This window comes from Streptomyces sp. NBC_01013, from assembly GCF_045162765.1.
Classification (GTDB): Bacteria; Actinomycetota; Actinomycetes; order Streptomycetales; family Streptomycetaceae; genus Streptomyces.
This window is the reverse complement of record NZ_CP108687.1, coordinates 4382081-4401849: the sequence shown is the minus strand read 5'-3', so window position 1 is coordinate 4401849 and position 19769 is coordinate 4382081. Positions and strand designations below refer to the sequence as shown.

The 19769-nt window shown below is 66.0% G+C and carries 17 protein-coding genes and 3 pseudogenes; 15 read left to right on the top strand and 5 right to left on the bottom strand.

Translation table 11 applies throughout. The annotated features are described in order from the left end of the window. Window positions 1–414 precede the first annotated feature (414 nt). The 7 genes from OG538_RS19100 to OG538_RS19070 all read left to right on the top strand — a co-directional run bounded on the left by OG538_RS19100 (window position 415) and on the right by OG538_RS19070 (window position 9840). Window positions 415–1485: an LPO_1073/Vpar_1526 family protein gene (locus OG538_RS19100; protein ID WP_406095154.1), complete on the top strand. Its 1071-nt coding sequence runs from the start codon at window positions 415–417 to the stop codon at window positions 1483–1485. 680 nt (window positions 1486–2165) lie between these two features. Further along, entirely contained in the window at window positions 2166–2624 is a 459-nt protein-coding gene (locus tag OG538_RS19095) for a hypothetical protein (RefSeq protein ID WP_406095152.1), read from the top strand. Then, a complete protein-coding gene (locus tag OG538_RS19090) occupies window positions 2621–3271 on the top strand; it encodes a hypothetical protein (RefSeq protein ID WP_406095150.1) in 651 nt (216 codons plus the stop codon). The genes OG538_RS19095 and OG538_RS19090 overlap by 4 nt, the downstream gene beginning before the upstream one ends. Window positions 3272–3274: 3 nt before the next feature. After that, on the top strand, window positions 3275–7978 hold the full coding sequence (locus OG538_RS19085) for a putative T7SS-secreted protein (RefSeq protein WP_406095148.1): 4704 nt from the start codon (window positions 3275–3277) through the stop codon (window positions 7976–7978). Window positions 7979–8002: 24 nt separating this feature from the next. Further along, window positions 8003–8623 carry a pentapeptide repeat-containing protein gene (locus OG538_RS19080; protein ID WP_406095146.1) on the top strand — a complete coding sequence of 207 codons (621 nt, stop codon included), beginning with the start codon at window positions 8003–8005 and terminating at the stop codon, window positions 8621–8623. 570 nt (window positions 8624–9193) lie between these two features. Further along, on the top strand, window positions 9194–9442 hold the full coding sequence (locus OG538_RS19075) for a hypothetical protein (protein WP_406095144.1): 249 nt from the start codon (window positions 9194–9196) through the stop codon (window positions 9440–9442). Next, window positions 9439–9840: a DNA-binding protein gene (locus tag OG538_RS19070; protein WP_406095142.1), complete on the top strand. Its 402-nt coding sequence runs from the start codon at window positions 9439–9441 to the stop codon at window positions 9838–9840. The genes OG538_RS19075 and OG538_RS19070 overlap by 4 nt, the downstream gene beginning before the upstream one ends. A gap of 316 nt (window positions 9841–10156) precedes the next feature. Here OG538_RS19070 and OG538_RS19065 read toward each other — a convergent pair whose 3' ends face one another. Beyond that, window positions 10157–11680, bottom strand: coding sequence for an ATP-binding protein (locus OG538_RS19065; RefSeq protein ID WP_406095140.1), 1524 nt, complete (start codon window positions 11678–11680; stop codon window positions 10157–10159). Between the two features lie 125 nt (window positions 11681–11805). Between OG538_RS19065 and OG538_RS19060 the strand changes: the two are divergent. The 5 genes and pseudogenes from OG538_RS19060 to OG538_RS19040 form a co-directional block, all read left to right on the top strand. After that, window positions 11806–13260, top strand: a pseudogene (locus tag OG538_RS19060) (putative T7SS-secreted protein); the annotation flags it as partial. A 75-nt stretch (window positions 13261–13335) separates the two neighbouring features. Then, entirely contained in the window at window positions 13336–13689 is a 354-nt protein-coding gene (locus OG538_RS19055) for a hypothetical protein (RefSeq protein WP_406095138.1), read from the top strand. A 56-nt stretch (window positions 13690–13745) separates the two neighbouring features. Further along, window positions 13746–14174 (top strand): hypothetical protein, encoded by a 429-nt coding sequence (locus tag OG538_RS19050; protein ID WP_406095136.1) that lies wholly within the window; start codon window positions 13746–13748, stop codon window positions 14172–14174. A gap of 47 nt (window positions 14175–14221) precedes the next feature. Then, window positions 14222–14377 carry a hypothetical protein gene (locus tag OG538_RS19045; RefSeq protein WP_406100456.1) on the top strand — a complete coding sequence of 52 codons (156 nt, stop codon included), beginning with the start codon at window positions 14222–14224 and terminating at the stop codon, window positions 14375–14377. Beyond that, window positions 14374–14754: pseudogene (locus tag OG538_RS19040) on the top strand (DNA-binding protein). The gene OG538_RS19045 and the pseudogene OG538_RS19040 overlap by 4 nt, the downstream one beginning before the upstream one ends. A 419-nt stretch (window positions 14755–15173) precedes the next feature. On the opposite strand, the gene OG538_RS19035 reads toward OG538_RS19040, so the two are convergent. From OG538_RS19035 to OG538_RS19020, 4 genes are all read right to left on the bottom strand, one after another. Then, window positions 15174–15740 carry an MMPL family transporter gene (locus tag OG538_RS19035; RefSeq protein ID WP_406095134.1) on the bottom strand — a complete coding sequence of 189 codons (567 nt, stop codon included), beginning with the start codon at window positions 15738–15740 and terminating at the stop codon, window positions 15174–15176. 214 nt (window positions 15741–15954) lie between these two features. Beyond that, window positions 15955–16395 (bottom strand): DoxX family protein, encoded by a 441-nt coding sequence (locus OG538_RS19030; protein WP_406095132.1) that lies wholly within the window; start codon window positions 16393–16395, stop codon window positions 15955–15957. A gap of 81 nt (window positions 16396–16476) precedes the next feature. Further along, entirely contained in the window at window positions 16477–16911 is a 435-nt protein-coding gene (locus OG538_RS19025) for a YdeI/OmpD-associated family protein (RefSeq protein ID WP_406095130.1), read from the bottom strand. A 326-nt stretch (window positions 16912–17237) separates the two neighbouring features. After that, the gene (locus OG538_RS19020) at window positions 17238–17882 is read right to left on the bottom strand and encodes a glyoxalase (protein WP_406095128.1); all 645 of its coding nucleotides are present in this window, start codon (window positions 17880–17882) and stop codon (window positions 17238–17240) included. A 361-nt stretch (window positions 17883–18243) separates the two neighbouring features. Here OG538_RS19020 and OG538_RS19015 point away from each other — a divergent pair, with 361 nt between their 5' ends. The 3 genes and pseudogenes from OG538_RS19015 to OG538_RS19005 form a co-directional block, all read left to right on the top strand. Beyond that, window positions 18244–18438, top strand: coding sequence for a type II toxin-antitoxin system Phd/YefM family antitoxin (locus OG538_RS19015; protein ID WP_406095126.1), 195 nt, complete (start codon window positions 18244–18246; stop codon window positions 18436–18438). A 15-nt stretch (window positions 18439–18453) separates the two neighbouring features. After that, complete coding sequence (locus OG538_RS19010) at window positions 18454–19260, top strand: colicin immunity domain-containing protein (protein ID WP_406095124.1); 807 nt, start codon at window positions 18454–18456, stop codon at window positions 19258–19260. Between the two features lie 322 nt (window positions 19261–19582). Next, window positions 19583–19696, top strand: a pseudogene (locus OG538_RS19005) (pentapeptide repeat-containing protein); the annotation flags it as partial. Between the last annotated feature and the right edge of the window lie 73 nt (window positions 19697–19769).

Genomic DNA, 19769 nt, shown 5'->3' with positions numbered 1-19769 from the left:
CCCAACCCCCCTCCTCCAGGTCGCCGGGGCGGTTACGTATCCAGCCAAGGCCGCTTCATGGCAGGTAGACGGCGAGTTAGACGAATGGCAGACACGAGCGACACACGTGCGTGACAATAATTTCGTGACTAGCAATCAACGCCGCGCCCTCTGGGGCGGCACCGCAGCCCTTGGAGTAGCCCTCCTAATCGTCAGCGTGTACTTAGGACTTGAGAAAGCGAGCATGCTAGGGGGGATCGTGGGCGCATTTTTTGGCTTGCTCGGAATCGCCATCGGAATATATCAACTCCGAAGCACGCCAGGCGGTTCCACCGGAAGTCCTAGGCAGATCCAACGCAGCGGAAACGACTCAGTCAACCTGCAGAGCGGAAATGACCTGACGATTGGCGACAGTAACACGTTCGGAAAATCACCATGAAATGGAATACTAGGCAACAAAAATCGCGCGACAATAGTCTGAACATGCAGGCCGGGAGGGACATTGCCATAGGGATGGGGTACAGGGACGTAAAAGAGATTTCTCGTGATACGGCAATGGAAGTTTTTGCAAAGAACTTTCAATCACTCAGCAGGGAGGCTCACGCTATAGCTCAACAGCGGGCCGATGAATTCACCCTCAACCTGGTCGAATCTCTTCAGCAGCGGGCCCCGTATGTTCTGGAAGATTTTCAGGACCCAGGCACGCAGTCGGCACTTTTCTCCGCGCAGTCAGGGTACGCAAAGACGGGTGATGCAGACCTTGGTGAAGTGCTGATTGAACTTCTCATCAGTCGCGCAAGTTGCCGCCAGCGTGCCACTTCACAACTTGCCTCGAACTTCGCGGTGGGAATCGCCGAACACTTGTCATCTCATCACTTCGCGATTCTCACCTGCAATTTCGCATTAAAGCAGCTAGCCTACGGCGAAATACATTCAATCGGTGCGCTTGCTAGAAGCATCGGAAAGTCCATCGAACCATTTTTTCAAGATCTAAGGGACGCCGATCCTGCCGACCTAGATTACCTAGCTGGCCTCGGTTGCACGATCGCTACAGCCGGATCCCTTCCCCCCGGAAAATATGCCGGTCTAAACTATCCCGGTTTATTCACGCGGGGATTTTCAAATAAAGAGATAATGCATGCCGAGCGCCTTATTGGCACTCGCCTGGTGCGCCCCTTTGGGCCGGAGCCTGACCGCTACCAAATAAACGCCATCACGAAGAAAGAGCTTCTGGACCTCATTGACACTCTATTCCTCCAAGAGATCACCGACTTGGCTTTATCGACTCTCAAAAATACCGTATTGGATGAGCGCGAGATCGAGCGAATGCTCACTGAGAGCAGGCGAGATCTAGCACCGATCTTCAGGCGCGTAAGGGAATTGGAAATGAACGGGCACATCAATACAGCGATCGGGACTGCGATCGCGCACGCCAACATGCGCCGGATCATCCCCGAATTTGACGTTCCGCTTGCCGCCCTCATCCCAGCTGGATCAGCACCCTAGCTGCTCTTGGCACCCCGAACCATCTCTGAACGTAGAACGGGTATCAACCTTGCAAAGGAATGCCCGTCGAAGCTGTTTCAGGACGAAGTGGCGATGGCGCCTGGGCTGGCCCCATCGAGAGGACATACGCCACTGCTAGGGTCCCGTTGATGAGGTCGTCCGCACGGTAAAGGGCGGGACCCGGGGTGCGACATGGGCCGTCTGCCTCATCATCTGACCGCACCAGATGCGCACCAGATCGAGCGGTCAGCCGCGGTCAACGCCAGATCGCCGATACCGAAGTAGATGCACCGCAGACTCGTTCCCTCGCAGGTCAGCCGCCCATCCAGGCTGGCGCGAACGGTGATTCCCAAGCTCAGAGCGCGAGTTCGATTCTCGTCACCCGCTCCATGAAAAAGCCCCAGGCCAGTGGCCGGGGGCTTCTTTGTTGTCTGGCCCACGGTATATCTCCCGTGAGCTGTGCTACCGGCGTCCTGGTGTGCACTGAGAACGCAGGAACTGTCACTCAGCGCGGTGGCCGCGTGGACCAGGCTGTCCGCCGCCGGTGCTCCCGTACCTCACTCAACCTTCACGCCCCCGCCGGCCGAAAGCAGCCATGGCCGACGGAACTGCCGATCCGTGCGCGGGCGTGGTGTTCTACGGTGTTCGGGACCGATCGACGGATGGTGTACGGGGGCTTCATGGCCGAGGGGACAGTGCTGGCGGAGCGGATAGCGGACCAGCGGGCCGGGGTGGGTGATCCGCGGGCGCTGCTGGGGGAGTTCCGGCGGGCGTTAGTGCTGGTGCCCATCGACGGCGGCGGGTTGTGGACCGCGGAGTCCGGCGGGGTCCGCTGGGTGTGCGGGTTCACGGACGAGGTGGCGTTGGCCCGGTTCGCTCAGGCGCGGAACGCACTCGACGGTGGCGGGGGCGCCGGGCGGTCGTGGGAGTTCGCGGAGTTGCGGGGTGCACGGTTGCTGGACGAGATCGTTCCGGCGATGGGGGAGCCGGCTGGGGTCGCGGTGAACATCGCCGACCCCGACGGGTCCATGTTCTTCCCGCCGGTGGCGGGGATCGTTCCGGATGCGGTCGCCATCGACGGGCAGGACGTGGAGGCTTCGGCTGTCGTGCCGGGCCACAGCGAAGGGCTGGGGCGATGAGCGGCGGCGGTGCGGGGGATCTGCACATAGATCCGGCGAGCGTCAAGAAGATCACCAGTGGTCTGCGGGCGGCGGTGGACGAGCTGGAGGCGATCGGTTCCGGCACCGGGGCGGTCCTGGGCAAGGGGGTGTCGGGCCTGTCGATGACCGGTATGGAGGCCGGTCACTACGGGTTGTCGGTGACGTTCGAGGACTTCTGCGAGCGGTGGGAGTGGGGGGTCCGGGCGCTGGTCCAGGACGCCAACGCCATCGCGGCGAAGCTGGGCCTGTCCGCCGGGGTCCTGTGGGAGGAGGAGAAGTACATCGAGGGCACGCTGAAGATCGTGGTCAACGCGGGTGTGGGTAATCCGAACGCGTCCGAGGCCGACATCGTCAAGCAGGGCTGGGGGGACGTGCTCACCCCGGACTACCTGAGCCCCGACTACAGCCCGGAGTCGTTCCAGCGGGCCGGGGACGAGGCAGGGCAGACCTGGAAGGACACCGGCCGGGCGCTGGTGACCGAGGGCAACGGCGGCCGGCAGGCAAACCAGCTGAACGACCTGCTCGGCGTCGACCAGGAGGCCTTCGACCGGCAGGTCGACGAGACGTTCGGGCCCTCCCCGGAGGAGCGTGCCCGCCAACAGCAGCAGGACAACGGGGGGAACTGATCCATGGGACTCGGGGATCTTGTCAGCGACCTGACACCGGACGTCATCGAGGACGCCGTCGAGGACGGCACGAAGTGGGTCGGTGACCGGGTCGAGGACGCCGGGGACTGGACGGCCGACCGGCTGGAGGACGTGGGCTGGGACTCCGGCGCGGACTGGGTGCGTGAGCAGTCGCGTTCGGTGGCGAACCGGATGGGCGCCGAGGTCGAGGAGATGGACCTCGGCCAGACCGAGGACAAGAAGAAGCTGATCTACGGCAGCCCGTCCGAGATCCGCTCGACCGCCACACACCTGAAGAACCTGCAGAGCTCGCTCGACAAGGTTGGCGGTGGGCTCAAGGGATTGGACGCCTCCGAACTCAAGGGCAAGACAGCGGACGCGTTCCGGGACTCGGTCACCATCGAGCCGCCGAAGTGGTTCAAGGCCTCCGACGCCTTCGAGAAGGCCGCAGGGGCGCTGGAGTCGTTCGCCGGGACAGTCGAATGGGCGCAGGGTCAGGCCCAGTTGGCGATCGACAAGTGGAAGGCGGGTACCAAGGCCTCCGAGGAGGCGATGGACGCCCATAAGGAAAAGTGCGACACGTTCAACAAGGCCGTCGACACATACAACGCCCTGCCCGCCGACAAACGCGACCCCGCCACCCTGCCGCCCAGGCCCGGCGAGTTCACCGACCCCGGCAAGGCCCGCATGGAGGAAGCCCAGCAACTCCTGGCGGAGGCCCGCACGCAACGCAACACCGCAGCCGAGACCGCCCGCACCGCGGTGGCCGCCGCGCGCGACACCGCGCCGAAGAAGCCGAGCTACGCCGAGCAGGCCATGGACGGGCTCGCCGAGACCCAGATCATGAACACGCACTTCGTCGGCGGGATCGCCAAGGGCACCGCCGGGCTCCTCAACTTCGTACGCACCGTCAACCCGATGGACCCCTACAACCTCACCCACCCCGCCGAGTACGCCCTCGCGCTGAACAACACCGCCGCCGGACTCGTCCAGGTCGCCAACGACCCCTGGGGCACCGGCAAGCAGATGGTCACCGAGTTCATGAAGGACCCCGCCGAAGGGCTCGGCCGCCTCGTCCCCGACCTGGTCCTCACCGCCGCGACCGGCGGCGGAGGCGCCGCGGTCAAGGGAGCCCGGACCGCGAAGGAACTCGCAGACCTCGCACAGGACGCGAACAAAGCACGCCGCCTCATCGACGACGCTCCCGAAGGCACCCACAACCGCACCGATGGCCAGCGCACCGTCAAGGACACCGACCCGGTCGACCTCGCCTCCGGCCGCATGTTCCTGCCCCAGACCGATGTGGTCCTGCCCGGCGTCCTGCCGCTCGTCTTCACCCGTCGGGTCGAGTCCGGCTACACCGCAGGCCGCTTCTTCGGCCCCTCCTGGTCCTCCACCGTCGACGAGCACCTGGAAATCGACGCGACCGGCGTCATCCACGTCACCGACGACGGCCGCCTGATCACCTACCCCCACCCCGTCCCCGGCCTGGCCACCCTCCCGGAATCCGGCACCTCGCCCAGCGTCCTCAGCCGCGACGAGAGTGGCGAGTACACGCTCACCGACCCCGACACCGGCCTCACACGCCACTTCGACGCCCCCCGCGGGACGGAACCCGGCGAGGACGGCACCGCCTGGCTCGGCGAGATCAGCGACCGCAACAACAACACCATCGCCCTGGACCGCACGGAGGACGGCACGCCCCTGGCATTGGTCCACTCCGCCGGTTACCACCTGTCCCTGACGACGGCCGACGGCCGCGTCATCGCACTGACACTCACCGGGCGGCCGGCCTGGCCGGTCAGGGCCTACGGCTACACGGATGGCAATCTCACCGAGGTCACCAAGCCCTCAGGCGCCACCCTCACCTTCACGTACGACGACCACCGCAGGGTCACGGGCTGGGCCGACTCCAACGGCCACAGCTACGCCTACACGTACGACGACCGGCACCGGATCACCTCCGAGGGCGGCGAGGCCGGCCATTTCCGCCTCACCCTCAACTACGACGAACCCGACCCGGCGACAGGGCACCGCACCACCACCTTGACCACCCCAGAGGGTCATACGACCCGTCACCTCATCGGCCCCGGCAACCTCGTCCTCGCGACCACCGACCCGCTCGGCCACACCACCCGCTTCACTCACGACCCACACGGCAACCTGCTGACGTGCATCGACGCGCTCGGCCGCACGACCACCTTCTCGTACGACGAGCAGGGTCGTCTGTTCTCGGCCAGCCGCGCGGACGGCTCCCGCATAGAAGTCGTCCGGGACGAGCGAGGGCTTCCGGTCGAGTACACCGATGTGGACGGGGCGTGCACCCGCCAGGAGTTCGACGAACTGGGCAACCTCACAGCGGTCACGGACGCGGCAGGCCACACAACCCGGTACGCGTACAACAGCCTCGGTCATCTCCTCTCGTACACCGACATGCCCGACGCCGTGACCACGTTCCGCTGCGACCCGTCCGGACAGCCCTTGGAGGTCACCGATCCACTCGGCGGCACCACTCGGTGCGAGCGCGACGCCTTCGGCCGGCTCATCCGCATCACCGATCCGCTCGGCGCGGTCACCACACTGGACTGGACCGCCGACGGAGAACCGGCCCGGCGTACCCACCCTGACGGTTCCACCGAGTACTGGACGTACGACGGCGAAGGCAACTGCACCTCGCACACTGATGCCGCAGGTCTCACCAGCCGTTTCGAATACACACACTTCGACCTGCTTGCGGCCCGAACCGGACCGGACGGGGCCCGCTACACCTTCGAGCACGATGCAGCGCTGCGTCTGACCAAGGTCACCGGCCCGCGGGGCCTGAGCTGGTCCTACGCCTACGACCGGTCAGGTCGAATGGTGTCCGAGACCGACTTCGACAGCCGCACCGCTCGCTACGCACTCGACGCGGTCGGGCAGGTGGTCTCCCGGACGAACCCCCTGGGCGAGACCGTCTCCTACGAGCGCGATGAACTGGACCGGGTCGTCCGAAAGGACGCGGCAGGCGCCATCACCACCTACACGTACGACCATGCCGGACGGATCGTCCAGGCCACGGGCCCGGACGGTGAGCTGATCCGCCAGTACGACCGACGCGGCGCCATCAAGGCCGAGAGCGTCAACGGCCGTCTAACCACGTACGCGTACGACACGGTGGGGCAACGGACGCGCCGCGTCACGCCCACTGGACACATCACGACGTACGGATATGACGGAAGCGGGCGCCTGGCCGAACTCACCAGCGGCACACGCCGGATCGCCTTCGAACACGACGCCGCGGGGCACGAGCTACGGCGGTCCGTCGGCAAGACGTTGGCATTGGCTTCGACCTGGAACGAGACTGGCCGACTGGCGGAACAGCACCTCCTCGCCGGTACCCGTACCGTCAACCACCGCACCTACACCTATCGCGCCGACGGCCACCTCACCGCGCTGGACGACACACTGCGCGGTTCCGTCCGCTATGAACTCGATCCGGTGGGTCGGGTGACGGCCGTGGCGGCTAGGCGCTGGGCAGAGACGTACACGTACGACGCGCTCGGCAACCAGACCTCGGCGTCGTGGCCCGATTCCCACCCTGGCCACGAGACGACCGGCCCACGCGACTACATCGGGACCAGCGTCGTTCGCGCCGGAACCGTGCGCTACGAGCACGACCAGTGCGGCCGAATCAACCTGCGCCGCAAAAGCCGGCTGTCCCGGAAAGCTGACACATGGCAGTACGCATGGGACGTCGAGGACCGGCTCACGGCCGTCACCACCCCCGACGGTTCCCGCTGGCGGTACCTGTACGACCCGCTGGGCCGCCGCACCGCCAAACAACGGCTGGCGCAGGACGGCGAGACGGCCGTCGAGGAAGTGCGTTTCACCTGGGACGGCTGGACGCTGTGCGAACAGACCACCATCGCACCCGGACTCCCCCGCCCTGTCGCTCTGACCTGGGACCACATCGGCGTCCGGCCGCTGTCCCAGACGGAGCGGGTACTCAGCACGGAACTTTCGCAGAACACGGTCGACGAGCGCTTCTTCGCCATCGCCACCGACCTCGTCGGTACCGCCACCGAACTCGTCGACGAGGATGGTGACATCGCCTGGCACACACGCGCCACGCTCTGGGGCAACACCACATGGAACAGCACGGCCACCGCCTACACGCCGCTACGCTTCCCAGGCCAGTACTTCGACCCCGAAACCGGCCTCCACCACAACTCCTTCCGGCAGTACGACCCCGAAACCGCCCGATATCTCACCCCCGACCCACTGGGCCTGACCCCCGCGCCCAACCCGGCTGCCTATGTGCACAACCCGTTGACCTGGTGCGACCCGTTGGGGCTCTCACCCTACCGCGAACTGGGTTTGAGCGATGAGGCGACGAACGCCATCCAGAAGCTGGAGAACATCAAGCACGACCCGATTGGCCGCATCAACTCCGATCCCAACCACAATCACTACTCAGCGGCCCGCCGGGAGGCCGCGGGTGAGGTGGTGGCACGGAAGGCGGACGGAACGCCGTTCGATCACATCAAGGACCTCACTCAGGCACAGCAGGGACTGGAGAACGTCCGTAAGGTCCTCTGGAAGGAGATGGAACGACTGCCGGAGGGGATGACGGATCGAGGACTCGAAGTCCTCATCAAGAAGTACGACGAAACGGTCTACCACCTGGACCGCGTAAAGGGCTTCCTGCACCAGATCAAACAACAGTGACAAGAGGGACGGAACGCCAGCCGCATGACCACTCCCCCCAGCATCCCGGACGAAGAGAGCCACGCAACCGAGTTGCGGAGGCGATGGGCTCAGCCTGAGAACGCGCCCTTCCTGGTCGATCTCCGGTCCGCCCTGACCACGGGCACCGGCGACTGGCGCGCGATGGTGCGCTCATGGACGCAGCCGTGGGGCACCGATAACGACCTGGGCGGCATCCCACTGGCCGGTGCGAATCTCTCGGGTCTGGACCTCTCAGGCGTCCACCTCGGCTACGCGGACCTGCGTGGCGCCACCCTCACCGGCTGCGACCTCACCGACGCCTTCCTGACCGGTGCCGACCTGCGCGGGGCGAGCCTGGCGGGCGCCGTACTCACCCGAGTGAACGCCGGCCTCTGCGACCTCGGCGACGCCGACCTGACGAGGGCTCGTGCCGACGACTCCGTCCTCTCCCGCGCCCGCCTGGCCGGTGCCGTGGCCTGCGGAGCCTCCCTGCGCGGCGCGAGGCTCGTCGGCGCCGACCTCACCGGCACTGACCTCACCGACGCCGACCTGACGGACGCCGTCCTCATCTCAGCGAAGACTGGCGGGGCCGTGCTGACCGGCGCCCGTATGCAGGGCGTCCGCCGCGGATCCCTGCGTCCCTGACGCCCGAAAGCGGCGGTTGTCCCCCTCGCGCTCACCGGCGGCTACGTGGAGGAGGCCCGGTCCTTGAGAACAGCACGGGCGCACCATCTCGGAGTTCTCCACGCAGAAGTGCTCCCCCTGATCGTGAGCGTGCGCGCGCACTGGCATCCCCGCTGGCATGCCCATCAGTGCGCACCTCGACGGATATCCGCAGCACCGCGCCAATCATGCCCCATCCATGCCCAGCCCGACGGACAACAGCGGCGAACACGGGGCCCGCGATACCACACCAGGAGCACCTGCGGAGTGACGTATCAGCAGGTCAGGGCGCACGGGGCAACCGTAGGCGCCGGTGATTCCCAAGCTCAGAGCGCGAGTTCGATTCTCGTCACCCGCTCTTTGATCAAGGCCCTGGTCAAAGACTGGGGCCTTTTACTTGCCGTCCAGCGGCACCGGCCCGGAGCCTCACTCGCTATGGACGGCCGGAGAGCGACCGCCCCCATGTCTCCACCCGGAGCATGCGACGCGGGCGTCAAGGCTGGGGTCCTGAGACCCGAGCCAGCATGCGCATACTCCAGTATGCTTTGACTTATGTCCTCAACGACTCGCATCACCGTCACGCTCCCCAGCGACCAGGTGGCGGAGCTCCGCAAGCTCACGGACAACGTCTCCGGCTATGTAGCGGAAGCCGTGGCCCGCCAGATCCGGCACCAGTTGCTCGGCGACGACCTCCGCCGCCACGAGGAAGAGCATGGAGGCTTCAGCGACGAGGAGCTCGCCGAGGCCCGCGCGAGGATCTTCGGCTCCGCCGGCTCTTCCAAAGACACGGACGCCGCGTGAGCGAGCGCATCGAGACCGTCGTCCTGGACTCGGAAGGACTGTCCGCCTGGGTCGCGCAGGACCGCAAGCTCCTCGCGATGCTGCAGGTCTTCCACGACATGGGAGCCGACCTGGTGATCGGGGCGAACACCATCGTGGAAGTAACCCACTCCCGCACCAACATGCCTCGCCTGAACTGGGCCCTGTCCCGTGTCAAGGTGGAGCCCGTCACCGAAGAGGCGGCGAAAGCGGCGGCTGAGCTCCTCAAAGGCGCCGGACTGCACGGGCACAAGTACGCCATCGACGCCACGGTCACCGAGGTCGCGCTCCGCCAGCCGAAACCCGTCGCCCTGCTGACCTCCGACAACGACGACATGACCAAACTCTGCGGCAATCAAGTCCGCATCATCCCCCTCTGACCAGCCGGCCCGCCCGGACCGCGCACTTCGGCGGGTTCAGTCGCACTGCCAGCTCTCGTGCCCCATCCGTGCCCAGCAGAGCGGACAACAGCGGTCAGATACGGCTCCCAGAGACCGGGATCCATCCACCTGCCCGTTCCAAAACCGCAGCTCAGAGCCCCTCCAACACCGTGAGAACCGTTGATTCCCAAGCTCAGAGCGCGAGTTCGATTCTCGTCACCCGCTCCATAGAAAAGCCCCAGGTCAAGGACCTGGGGCTTCGTTGTTGTCTGGACCGGATCAGGCATCGCACGCCCATTCCGTGCCTGACGCTCGGTCAGTGGAGCTGTGCACGGAACGCCCCTCCGTAGAGCTCGTCGAGACCGAGGAGCAGCACGCCGTCCTCGCCCTGTGCTCCGCGTGACACCTCACTTCGCAACGAGTCACTGAAGCCGGCTGCACTGAAGCAGGCCAGCTGACATCGACTGGTGTCCGCGCCCCGTGCGGTGAGTACTTCCCGTGCCCGAGCCAGCCTCTCCAGGTGCCTCAGCCCCATGACGGTGCCCCATTTCGCCTCTCCGAGCAGGTGGACCGCCTGCTTGCTGCCCCCGGACCCGGGTTCCACCACGGCTACGTCGATCTGCGTCTGCCGCCGCGCTACGGGGTCCGTCACCACGCCACCGCCCACCTCCCCCAGGGAGGAGCGGAGCAGGGCCCGGCCCGGCCCGAGGATGTACTCACGGCACACTGTCTCGAAGTGCGGTCCGGCCACCTGCGCCGCGAAGCGTTCCGCGGACTGCGCCCACACCTCTCGCGCCTGTCCGCTTTCCAGCCGTGCCCAGGCGGGCCGCATGACCGCCTCGTAGAAATTGATCAGCGGCTCGGTGATTCTGTACTGGGACTTCCCGGACCGAAAGACGTCCGCTTCCCGCGCCAGAAGGTGACTGTCCTCCAGGACGTGAAGGGGGTGAGAGATGTCCACCGACTTACGGCCGATGTACCCCGCGATCCCTCCCCGGGTGGAATTCCCCTGGGCCACCGCGGCAAGGACCGAGTGGTACAAGGCCGTGTCCCGGATGTCCGCTTCCTCGGCAAGCAGGTACCGGGCTTCCCGGAAGAGAGGACTGAAGGGCGAGAGGACCGTACGGCAAATCCAGTCGTCGAACTCCTCCAGCCCGGTGGGGACGTCGTCCGCAAGGAACTGCCGGCGGTACGCAGGTGTGCCTCCGACCACGGCATGGAGACGGGCAGCGAGCGCGGGGTCGTCAGCGACCCCCCAGAATTCAGCCGCCGCCCGGTACCCGAAAGGCCTTACGACCAGCTCCAGTTGAGCCCGCCCTCGCAAGGGTGCAGTACTCGCCAGCAGTCCACCCATGACGGACATCGCCGACCCGCACAGGAGAAGCCGCATCCGGCTCTGCTCAACCTGGAACCGGTCAACCTCCCGCTGAATTATCGACGGAAGCTCCGGGGCGGTCTTCGCCAGGTACGGAAATTCATCGATGACCACAAGCAGTGGCGCCTGAGAACTTCGCGGCGAGGCCAGCCCGAACAGGTAGGAGATCGCGTCGTCCCAGGTGGCAAAGGAGAAGGGAACCGGCGACCCCACATGACCGGCAAGAGCCGCAGCGAACTGGCGCAGGGACTCCGTCTCCGTCGCCGCCGTGGCTCCAAAATAGAAGCCCCCCTGCTGCTCCACCAGAGCGCGCAGCAAGTAGGTCTTGCCCATCCGCCGCCTGCCGCTGACGATCCCGAGCATGGCGTGCGGCAGCGGCCGGCTCACGAAGGCGGCGAGAGCGTCCCACTCGACGCTCCGGTCGAAGACATGGGCCGGCTTGGTCGGGCGCGCGGGACTGGACACGCAGGCACTCCTTAGGAATGAACTCCTATGGAGTGTACTCCTAAGTTTTGTCTTCTCGCACGGAGAGGTACATACACACCGCCAGACCCAGAGTCCCGACCCCGACGAAGGTTCCGCCCCCGGCCATGGGGCTCGGGGATCTTGTCAGCGATCTGACTCCGGACGTCATTGAGGACGCCGTCGAGGATGGCACCAAGTGGGTCGGTGCCGGGTCGAGGACGCCGGGGACTGGACGGCCGACCGGTTGGAGGACGTGGGCTGGGACTCCGGCGCGGACTGGGTGCGTGAGCAGTCGCGTTCGGTGGCGAACCGGATGGGCGCCGAGGTTGAGGAGATGGACCTGGGGCAGACCGAGGACAAGATGAAGCTGATCTACGGCAGCCCGTCCGAAATCCGCTCGACCGCGACGCTGAAGAACTTGCAAGGTGCTCTCGACAAGGTCGGTGGCGGGCTCAAGGGCCTGGACGCCTCCGAGCTCAAGGGCAAGACGGCAGACGCGTTCCGCGACTCGGTGTCCGTGGAGCCACCCCAGTGGTTCAAGGCTGCCGACGCCTTCGAGAAGGCCGCGGGCGCGCTGGAGTCATTCGCCGGGACGGTCGAATGGGCGCAGGGCCAGGCCCAGTTGGCGATCGACAAGGTCCTCCACCGTCTCGCGCATCCTGGCCACCACAGATCCGCTCGGAAACATCACGCGCTTCACCTACGACGAGGACGGAAACCAACTCACCCGCACCGACCCGCTCGGCCGCACCACCGTCTTCACCCATGATGTGCATGGACGGCTCAGCAGCATCGTCAGGCCCGACGGCACCGAAATACGTCGCGAGCACGATGCTCGGGGCTTGCTGTCCACCTACATCCTGGCCGATGGCACCCGCTGGCACCAGGCGTTCGACGACCGAGGAAACCGGACGGCGCTCACTGGTCCCTCCGGTCTCATGACCCTCTACTCCTACGACATCCGTGGTCGGTATGTCTCTGTTACGGACGCGGCAGGAGGGACGACCGAGGTCTTGTGCGACCCTGCAGGACTCCCGCTCCGGCTGACCGACCCGCTCGGCGCCATGGCTTTTTTTCAGCTCGACGCCTTCGGCCGTCCGGTCCGCAGTTCGGATCCAATGGGAGCCGTCACCGAATTCACGTGGACCGCCGATGGCGAACTCGCCGCCCGTACGGGTCCTGACGGCGCTACGGAGACATGGACCTACGACGGCGAGGGCAACCGCCTCACTCACACCGATGCCACGGGCGGCACCACCCGTTTCGAATACACGCACTTCGATCTACTCTCGGCCCGCACGGACCCGGACGGCGCCCGTCACGAATTCGTCCACAACGCCGAGCTACGCCTGACGCAGGTCACCAACCCACAGGGAATGACCTGGTCGTACACGTACGATTCGGCTGGCCGGCTCCGTTCCGAGACAGATTTCGAAACCGGGCTTCACTACAACCTCAGCCGTCATTACGACCCCGAAACTGCCCGCTACGTCTCTCCCGATCCGCTCGGGCTGGAACCGGCGCCGAACGCGGTTACTTACGTCCCCAATCCGCACCGGTGGTCCGACCCGCTCGGTCTGGCACCGTACGAGCCGCTGCGTGAGGGATATACCTCGTCCCCTTGACTCGAGAAGGATCCCTATCACCCTGACGTCGTGGAAAAGCGGATCGAGGGGAACCGCGAGCTCTACGGGATTAAGGATCCCGACGCGAAGGGCCTGATCGGGGCCAACGGCACCCAGATCACCAGCAAGACGTTGTGGAATCATGGGCCGTACCGGATCGACGTGGAGAACCCCGATCCCGGCGGGCGAGCCGGGCAGTTGCACTTCCAGGACCAGAGCAACAAGGGGGCGAAGTACCAGTACGACTTCGAAACGGGGAAGTTCGAGGGCCTTCCGCGCAGCATCGAGAAGTCCGTCGGGAGCAGTCCGGGCTTCATTGCAGGAATCAGAAAGGGGCTCGCCGCACTCGGCGAGGGCCAGATATGCGAAGCAATGCTCAAATGAGAGCGCTCCTGCAGGAGACAGACACAACGGGACTGAGCTCCCAGGACATTCCCCTCATGTTCCGCGAAGTCGTGGAGCGGGGATGGTCTTTGACACCCACCGGCGGGCGGGTGCTGACCGATCTCCTCCCCGAGGACCTCCCGGCATACTCCGACCGTCTCTCGGAGGAAACGACGATCAACGGCAGGGGAATGACGGACTACGACCTGCCCACTGCAACGAACGAACGCGCACCCCTCCTAGTACGGAGGTGCCTGGCGTATGTCGCAGCCTGCCTGCAGCGTGCGCAGGAAGACTTCGGCGACACCGCGGTGAAGTCTTACGTCTCATTCTCTTTCGCCGATACCGACGAGGCACTACTGACCTCCAACATCACCTTCTGCACGCCACTTCCCGACGTCCGCCCCTACATCCCGGGCCTTGAAAGCGTGAAGGACTCGGCGGTGGGGGAGTTCTCCGCGGAGGACTGCCTCCACTGGTCGTGAGCTTGAGTGCACACCGGACCCCGCCGGCATGCCCATCGGCGCGCATTGTGGCGGCCACCCGAAGTCCCCCGTCCCAGTTGCTCGGCGACGACCTCCGCCGCCACGAGGAAGAGCATGGAGACTTCAGCGACGAGGAGCTCGCCGAGGCCCGCGCGAGGATCTTCGGCTCCGCCGGCTCCTCCAAGGACGCGGACGCCGCGTGAGCCTGGACTCGGAAGGACTGTCCGCCTGGGTCGCGCAGGACCGCAAGCTCCTCGCGATGCTGCAGGTCTTCCACGACATGGGAGCCGACCTGGTGATCGGGGCGAACACCATCGTGGAAGTAGCCCACTCCCGTACCAACATGCCCCGCCCGAACTGGCCCTGTCCCGCATCAAGGTGGAGCCGGTCACCGAAACAGGTCGCGAAAGCGGCAGCGGAGCTGCTCAAAGGTGCCGGACTGCACGGGCACAAGTACGCCGTCGACGCCACGGTCGCCGAGGTCGCGCTCCGCCAGCCGAAACCCGTCGCCCTGCTGACGTCCGACAGCGATGACATGACCAAGATCTGCGGCAACCAAGTCCGCATCATCCCCCTCTGACCAGTCCGCCCGCCCGGAGCACGTGTCGCACTGCCAGCTTTCGTGTCCCATCCGTGCCCAGCGGAGCGGACAACAGCGGTCAGATACGGCTCCCAGAGACCGGGAGCCATCCACCTGCCCAATCCGAAATCGCAGGTCAGGGCTGCTCCAACAGCGTAAGAACCGTTGATTCCCAAGCTCAGAGCGCGAGTTCGATGCTCGTCACCCGCTCTTCCGCAAAGCCCCAGGTCAGCGATCTGGGGCTTCGTCGTTGTCTGCTCTCCGGGGCCTCTCCCAAAATGCACTCCGGGGGCGCCTCGCACTGCGACGTGAGAAGGGGGCAGACGTTGACCTCTTCCCTGGCCCCGGTCGGTGCGGTCGAGGTCGCCTCCGGTGTCCGGCGTCCGGCGTCCACCAGTTGACCTTGCCGCGCAGTTCCATCAAGACGGTGCGCCGGCGGACCGGTTCCTGCGGGACGCGCGACGGGGTAGGCGCAGCGACTTGATTCTGTGTCCGTTGAAGCCCAGGAACGCGGGCAGCAGCGTCGGGGCGGCAATCATCGTGACCAGCACCGTGATCGACGTGGCGACGGCCAGCCCCGTCATCAGCAGCTGCCCCATGACGAGCAGGCCCATCAGCGCGATCACCACGGTCGTGCCGGCGAAGAGCACCGCGTGCCCCGCGGTGACGATGGCCTTGACCGTGGCGCTCTCGGGGTCGTCACCGTCCCCGAGGCCGTCCTTGTAACGGGTCACGAGGAACCGTGCGTAATCGATGCCGACGCCGAGCCAGATCATGGCGCCGAAGGTCGGAGCGAAGTTCGGCGCGGGAACGAGGTGCCCCGCCCCTTCATCAGGGCGAGACCGCCCATAGTGGCCAGGGGCGGTCACGATCGGCAGGCCCATGGCCACCAGCGATCCGAACACGATGAACAGGATCACGGCTGCTTCCAGGAGGCCCACGCTCTCGGCCGGGCTCTGCGAGGACGTCTCGGCCTTTTCCGCCATGTACCCGCCCAGCGAGAGCGTGACGCTGTCGCCGGAGGCGTCCTTGCCCCTTCTCCGGCGACTGGCCGGCGCGGACCATCGTGTTGCCCGCCTCCGACGTGGCGTCGCCAGGCGCACGACGACCGGTGATCAGTTCGGGCGCCGCCATGCGGACCCCGATGGTCATCTCGTCGAGGTCCACGGCAGTCATCTCATGCGGATGGCTTCCGAGGTGCTACGGCCTTGTCATTTCGTTGGCTGGACGTGGTGTTCTGGCTGTCGGCGCGGCAGGAGCCCGCAGGAGGTCTCGCCAGTCGGCGGGCCAGTTGGCCAGCGCGAGGATACCCATGATGACGAGGTGGGTGGGCGCGGCCCAGCTTTCCACCGCCGGGTCATGGTTGACAATGTGGGTGGTGACCGCGCCGGTGAGCACGAACATCAGCGTCGTGGCGCCCAGGAAGCGTGTTCGCTTATCAGGGATCACCAGCAGGACAGCCGCAGCACCTTCCAGGGCACCGACCACGAAGCGCATCCAGGACGGGTATCCCCACTCGGCGAACTTCACGGAGTACGCCGAGCTGAACACCGTGTCGCCCGACCAGTACTTGGTCACGGCGCCCAGCGCGAACTCAAAGGCCAGGAACCAGTACAGACCGGTCATCAGTCGCTTTGACATGATTGTCCCTTCAGGAGGAATTGGGCAGGGCGATGCCTCCGCACGGCGATTTCGTTGCCGCCGGAGCCTTGCTTTCGGGGGTCAGCCCCGCAGGGTGGCGACGGCCTTCTCGATACGCCGCTGACGCGTCTCGGGCTTCTTCGCGCTCTCGATGGCGCGCACGTGCTCGCGCTTGCGGCTGTGGGCAAGGCTGTCGTACGCGGCGCGGGCGGCCGGTTCGTCGTCCAGAGCCTGGGCGAAGTCCGCAGGCTCGACGACGACGCGCGGCTCGGTGTCGAGCTCCAGCTCGACCTCGACCTCCTCGCCGATCTCGACACCGGCGGCCTGCCGGTTGGCGTTGCTGAGGCCGAGCAGGTGACGGCCACGCAGGAGGGCGACCCGGCTCTTCCAGGAATGCCCGTTGACCGTGATGGTCACCGGCGGCCGCGCGCCCCCGTCGAGCGCCGCTACCACCTCGGGCGGAACTTCCAGGCCCCGCATGGGCTCAGGTGGCTCGACGTGTGCCCGAAACTTCATGGTGTTCCTCCTGTTGTTCTGCCGGTGTTCTGCCGGCTCACCACGGTTCTGTCCCGCCCGGCTCCGGGTACCCGCTCCCACTTCCCCACCGGGACCATCGCCATTTCCTGGACGGCCGCGGCAACGCCACGCCGCCCTGGGCGGCGGTATGGCAAGAGATCACGACTGCTCGGCGTAGGGCTGGTCGGTTCCTTGGGTGCTGCAGGCGAGGCTCCAGATGTAGCCGTCCGGGTCGGCGAAGGTGCCGCCGTACCCGCCCCACGGCAGAGTGCCGGCCGGCTTGAGGACCGTGACCCCGGCCTGCTGGGCGTCCGCGTGGAGACGCGCTACGCGACGGCCTCCCAGGCGAACCCGTCCAGGTCGGTGAAAGCACCGACGGTGCTGCCGAGGACGATGCGGTGCGAGCCGGTGCCGTCGACGGGAACGCCGAGGTCCTTGGCCAGGGCGCGGCGCTTGTACAGCGCCAGCTTGACGGGGCTGGACTGACCGGCGGCGAACTCGGCGTACTTGCCGCCGAAGCTCTTGGCCACGGTCAGGCCCCGGCCGACGTAGAACTGTCTGGTGGCCTTCACTGCCTCGACGCCCATCAGCAGGACGACCTCGTCGATCTCGCGCGTGTCGGGGCCGGTGCCGTTCTTCTCCGAGGTCGCGATCTTCCAGATCGTCCCGTCCGGAGCCTGGACGACGCCGCTGTAGCCCCACAGCGACTTCGCGGCGGGCTTCAGGACGGTGGCGCCGGCGTCCACGGCGGCGCCGAAGAAACCGTCGACGGTGGCCGGACCGGACACCGTGAGCGCCAGGGTGAAGCCGCGGAATCCGGTGGAGTGCGCCTCGGACGCCCGCAGGCTTATGTACGCGTCCACGCCGAAGGCGCTGTAGAAGCGGCGAGCGGCCTCGAGGTCGGCCACCTCAAGAGTGACGGACGCAAGGGACGTGACGGCTGCGGTGGAAGCGGTGGTTGCCATGACCATCACGCTAGGGGCTGCGCCGAGGCTGGTGCTTCTCGATTCCTGACCGGTCTTGAGACATGCTTCGCCACGCACGCCGGCATCCCCTCTACATGATCGCCTGCCCCGTATCGCGGGCCGCACCCGCCGCATCGGACTGGTCGGCCATCCGCCGCCTGGCGCCGGAAGGCCCGAGCGCGAGTTCGATTCTCGTCACCCGCTCCAGAAAAAGCCCCGGGTCGATAGCCCGGAGCTTTGTTGTTGCTCAAGTTCGATCGAGTGCTCTGCATGCCCGTTCCGCCCAACGCGTCCATCAATTCCTTCCGGCCGCCAGCACCCCACGAGCATGTATGGCAACTATGATAGTTGCCATATGTTTCGGTGCATGGAGACGAAGACATACACAACCATCGACCTGCGCGAGGGGATGGGCGAGATCCTGGACCGGACCCGGATCGCCGGTGAGGCCGCCGCCATCACTCGCAGGGGGAAGACCGTCGCCTGCTTGGTGCCGGCCGAGTGGTTCGAGCAGGTGGCCGGTCGGAACCAGTCACACGAGGATCGGCACGGGGCGGCCTGACCTACCCTTTCTTCGGTGACTGATAACGACGCCTCAAGCAAAGTAAACTCCGAATGCCTAGAGATATTGTCTAGCCTCGGGGAATACAACCCAGCCTGGTTGGCCGACGGCCCCAAGCCAATCGTTCCGGTGCCCGCCGGCTCGCACGTGGACGACGCTCTTGGCCGGCACATCACTGAAGGCTGCCGAAGGGTAGGAGCGGACGCTGTACTGGTGATAGCGGTCGGATCCGAAACCGCCGACCGCACCTGGCTTCCGGTTGCAACAGACATAGCGGCATCAGAATTGGTCGGCATCAACCTCCCCGTCCTCCTTGCCTCCTCGGACCGGATGGGTGCGATCCTGTTCTCCCACCCTGGATACGCACTGGTGGCAGGTACCGCGGAATTCCTCAAGGGCGCCGTTCCGGAAGGGGTGGACGGAGGGCGAGCCCGCTTCGGGCGATACGCCCGGGTCGCAGCCGAGCGCTGGCCGGGACTCAAGGGAATTTCGCAGTCATTTTCTCCCCGCCACATTGCCTGGGCCCGTGCGCGGGAAATTCCCGCCGGAACAAGCGCTGCTCGTCAGGTGACTCTGATGCAGGCCTTCACCACGGGATCCATCGGTGGAGCGGAGTTCGCTCGCGGCTGGCTAGACGCCCGCCGCGAATCCCAGAACAACGGCGAGAGGCTCCGCGACCCACTCCTCACAGCCTTCGATCAGATCTTTTCACTGGTGGAGGACTATTCCATCGACCCAGATCTCAAAGATCCTGACGACCTATCGGATCAAGAGTTGATGGATGCGGTACGGGAGACCATGGAGCGCACCGATGGATTTTGATCCGCTCCGGCACGAGGCTCCTTCAAGCTGCCCGCCTTGACGTGACCTGTACAGATCGGGCGGAGCCGACAGCGTCACACGGAGAGACGATTGCGCGGGAGACCGTGTCATGCATTCCCGGAGCGTTGCGGGGTGCACCGGTGCAAGCTGTTGCGGCGTGTATTGGTGCGGCCTTCCGCGCAGCACCGAGACGTCCGCGGGGAGCGGTCCGGGCTTCCTTGCAGGAATCAGAAAGGGGATCGCCGCACTCGGCGAGGGCTAGTCAGGCGAAGCAATGCTCCCTCGGCGACGCGGACCCGCGTAGCGCACCCTCACCGGCACCGACCTCACCGACGCCGACCTGACGGACGCTGTCCTCATCTCAGCGAAGACGGACGGGGCCGTGCTGACTGGCGCCCGCATGCAGGGCGTCCGCCGTGGATCCCTGCGTCCCTGACGCCAGAAAGCGGCGGTTGTCCCCCTTCTCGCTCACCGGCGGCTACGCGGTCCAGGCAGACGGCCTGGTGGAC